At 67.4% G+C, this 4,090-nt stretch carries 3 protein-coding genes; 2 read left to right on the top strand and 1 reads right to left on the bottom strand.

Features of this window, described 5'->3' with window-relative positions:
• Positions 1-226 precede the first annotated feature (226 nt).
• Together AC2VOU_RS04330 and AC2VOU_RS04325 are read left to right on the top strand one after the other, a co-directional pair.
• Positions 227-463: a type II toxin-antitoxin system Phd/YefM family antitoxin gene (locus AC2VOU_RS04330; protein ID WP_486956240.1), complete on the top strand. Its 237-nt coding sequence runs from the start codon at positions 227-229 to the stop codon at positions 461-463.
• A 22-nt stretch (positions 464-485) separates the two neighbouring features.
• A complete protein-coding gene (locus AC2VOU_RS04325; protein WP_486956239.1) occupies positions 486-875 on the top strand; it encodes a PIN domain-containing protein in 390 nt (129 codons plus the stop codon).
• 26 nt (positions 876-901) lie between these two features.
• On the opposite strand, the gene AC2VOU_RS04320 is transcribed toward AC2VOU_RS04325, so the two are convergent.
• Positions 902-4,069 (bottom strand): SNF2-related protein, encoded by a 3,168-nt coding sequence (locus AC2VOU_RS04320; RefSeq protein WP_486956241.1) that lies wholly within the window; start codon positions 4,067-4,069, stop codon positions 902-904.
• Positions 4,070-4,090 lie beyond the last annotated feature (21 nt).

The following is a 4,090-nucleotide window of genomic DNA, read 5'->3' as shown; positions in this document are numbered from 1 at the left end:
GTACCGATCAGGGTGTCGACGTGCTCGACCGGATTGGCGACCATCGGCGGGGGCTCATACGACGTCGGCGTAGCGCTGACCAGCATCGCGCTGACCAGCACCGCCGCCGCGATAAACGCCACGGCACCCCGTCGTGACCGCATAGCGAAATTCTGCCCCTGAGTCGGTACCTAACGTGGGAGCCCGGCCGGTGCGGCGTCGCTGTCTGACCGGTAATACTGCTGGTGTGGGATCAGTGACAGTGCGCGACCTCCGCAACAAGGGAGGAGAAGTTCTGGACCGTGTGGAGCGCGGCGAACGTGTGGTCGTCACCCGCGACGGTCGCCCGGTCGCCGAACTGCGGCCGCTGCCGCGCCGCAGCGCCAGGACTGTCGACCTCATCGAGCGCAGGAAATGGTTGCCCCGCATTGACCCCGACGTGCTGAGACGTGACATCGACACCGTCATCGACGCAACGCTGTGACTGCTGAGCCAGGTCGAAAGGGATGCTCGGCCGCATCGACGATCCCGCAGATCTGCCCGAGGAAGCCTTGATCAGCGCGATCACGTTGGCCGAGCTGTCGGTGGGGCCGCATGTCGCCGGTACCGACGAAGAGCGCGCGGCACGCCAGGCGCATCTGCAGCAAGCGGAGTCGGACTTCGACGTGCTCGCCTTCGATGCCGAGTCTGCGCGCGCATTCGGGACAGTCGCCGCATCCTTGCGAGCATCCGGGCGAAAGCCGGCGGCGCGGGCTTATGACGCGTTGATCGCCGCCAGCGCCATCGCCCACGACCTGCCGCTGTACAGCTGCAATCCGTCAGACTTTGACGCGATCCCACGCCTGCAACTGCGAGCCGTCCCGCACCCGGATCACGGCAAGCCACGAGTCCGATAGGACATCCCCGCCGCTTGGCTGTCCGCTCAGGCGAGCAGGCCGCGGATGTCGTCGGCGGTCAGCGCGGAGCCGAATGCGTTACCGTCGTCGATGACGCTGGCGAACAGCTTGGCTTTGCGCGCGTTGAGCGCCAGTACCTTGTCCTCGCTGGGGTCGCGGGCGATCAGCCGGTACGCCATGACGTTTCGGGTCTGACCGATGCGGTGGGTGCGGTCGATGGCCTGGGCCTCGGTGGCCGGATTCCACCACGGGTCGAGCAGAACGCAGTAGTCGGCCTCGGTGAGATTCAGCCCGAACCCGCCGGCCTTGAGGCTGATCAGGAAAACGGGCGCATCTCCATCCTTGAACCGCTGGACCACTTTTGGGCGATTGCGGGTCCGGCCGTCGAGATAGCAGTACCCGATTCCCTCGGCGTCCAGGCGATCACGGACCCGGCCCAGGAAACGGGTGAACTGACTGAACACCAGCGCGCGGTGCCCGCCGGCGGTCACGTCGCGGAGTTGCTCAGCGAGCATGTCGATCTTGGCGCTGGCCATCGTGTCGTGGGCGGGGTCGACCAGCCCGGGATGCAGCGCCATCTGCCGCAACACGGTCAACGACTTGAGGATGGTGAACCGGTTACGCTGCATGTCGTCGAGCAGGCCCAGTACCTTCTGCCGCTCCCGGTTCAGTCGTTTGTTGTAGAGCGCGCGGTGCCGCGGCGGCAGTTCGATGTCGAGGACCTGCTCGTGCTTGGCCGGCAGCTCGGCAGCCACCCGCTCCTTGGTGCGACGCAGGACCAACGGCTTGATCCGGCGCCGGAACAGCGCCAAAAGTTCGGCGTCGCCGGTCTTCTCGATGGGCTTGGCGAAGAAGTCGGCGAATGTCGTCGGGTTGGGGAACAACCCGGGCGAGGTGATCGACAGCAGCGACCACAACTCCATGATGTTGTTCTCCATCGGTGTGCCGGTAATGGCCAGCTTGAACGGCGCGGCCAGCTTGCGCGCGCACTGGTAGGTCTTGGCGTGGTGGTTCTTCACGTATTGGGCTTCGTCCAGGATCAGCCCGGACCACGTTTGGGCGGCGTGGGCGTCGAAGTCCAGCCGAAACAGCGTGTAGGAGGTGACCACGATGTCGGCGCCCGCCGCCAGCTCGTCGAGATCTGCGCCGGCGCGGCGCAGCGTGTCCGAGATCGCCACCACCGACAGCTGCGGCGCGAACCGCGCGGCCTCGGCGGCCCAGTTGCCGACCACGCTGGCCGGCGCGACCACCAGGAACGGCGCCATACCTGGATTGTGTTGCCGCGCTTGGCAGATCAAGGCCAAGGTCTGGATGGTCTTGCCCAGGCCCATGTCGTCGGCGAGGATTCCGCCGAGCCCGTGGGCGTGCAGCGTCGCCAGCCACGAGAAGCCCTCGGTCTGATACGGCCGTAGCTCGGCGCGCAGACCCGTGGGCGCCGCAGCCGGTTCCACACCCTGCAGCGCACGCAGTCCGTCGACTTGGCGCCGCCACTCGTCGGCTTGGCGCGTCACCACTCCCAGCTCGGCGAGCTCGTCGAACAACCCGACCTGGAATCGGCTGATCCGCGGCGGGCCGTCTTCGGCATCGGTGAGCGCGCGGGCCTCCTCGATCAGCTGGCGCAGCTTGACCAGTTCCGGCTTGTCGAGCGCGAAGTAGGCACCGTCGGCAAGCAGCAGGTGCGACTGCCCGGACGCGAGCGCGACGAACATGCTGACGAACGGAACCTGTTTTCCTTCAACACTGATCGTGACACCGAGGTCGAACCAGTCCGTCTCGCCAGCCACCGCGTCCGTCGTCACCGCGATGACAAGCGACTCCCCCGCCTCCCGGTAATCCGCCGGGTCGCCGATCAGCTCCAGCGTGACATCGTCAAGCTCGGCGAGCAGCGGCTGCACTTCGGTGGCGAACCGCATCGTCTGCAGGCCGGACAGTCGCACCCCGGTGATGAGCGTTCCGTCGCCGGCCCGGAGGCCGAATTTCTCCAACGGCGCCTCGACACTCGAGGCGAGCGCCTTCTCGGCCTCGATGTCGCGGACGGCGGCAAAATCCGAGGTGCCGACCGGTGCGCGAAAGTCATTGTCGCCCAGCCGGTATGCCCATTCCCAGGTCACATCGAGCTCATGCTCGCCTTGGTAGTCGGCTCGCAGGACCAGTGTGGGCCCGATGATCGCCGGCGGCGCGAACGACTCATCCGAGGACGTGATGGCCGCGATGTGGCGCAACCTCGGGTAGTACTCAGCGGCGAACCGCGGCGCCTCGTCCGCGGGTATCACCAGCGGCTCATTGGCCAGCGTCAGCTGTTGCAACGCCGCCGGCGCCGGCTTGGCCAGGCGCGCAAGCCGCAGCCCGCCATCGGCGTACACCACGCCATGGCCTGCCGATCCGATGAATCCCAGCGGTCGGGCCGCGGCGCCGTCGACGCGAAGCGCGGGCTCGACAGTGAGATCGCCGGTCTCGCCCATGGTGACGTCCAGGCACAGCTCTGCTGCGCCGTAGGCCGGCACGGTCTGGTACGACCGTGCCTGCACCAGCTGCACGCCGACTCGGCGCGCCTCGTCCAGCAGCGGCCACAGCTGCGCCGATTCGAACCGCGACAACGAGATGGTTTTCGTGTCCCCGTAGGTATAGCCCCCATACGAATAGCGGGCGTAACCAGTCGAATTCGAGATCGACGTTTGATAGGTCGCGTGGAGTTCTTGCAGCAGCCGAAGCTGAGCGTCGGGATAGCCGTAGTGGCGCAGCACGGGGAGCTTGCCCCAGCACAGATCGCCGGCCACCCAGCCGCCGCGCTTTCCGGGTCGCACCAGCCGCGCATCGAGGGTCGACGACGGCCCGCTGCCCGACAGGTTCAGCTCGATCGCCAATGGCGTCCCGACCGGACCGTTGCTCGAGGCCGGGGGAGGAAACAGCGCATCCAGCGAGCGTCGCCACGCCGGTGGAGCGGGCGGAGGCGGCGCGGGTTGGGTGCGCGTCGTTGTCACCCCCAGCTTGGTGACCCCTGCCGCAGCGATCACGATTGCCCCGACGTGCTTGCAGTTCACCCGCATCGGACAGCTGCACACCCCGCTTGCCACACTGCGCCGGTCGACGCCTACCGGGGAAAGCCGCACCGTTGTGGTGTAGGTGTGGCCTTGGCTGCCGCGGACATTGCCGACAAGGTTGCGAACGTCGGCGTCCCACCGGCAACGCTGCACGCGCCCCTCCCGCGCGTAGGC

The organism is Mycobacterium sp. TH-M25, from assembly GCF_057473665.1.
This window is presented reverse-complemented; position numbering and strand designations above follow the sequence as displayed.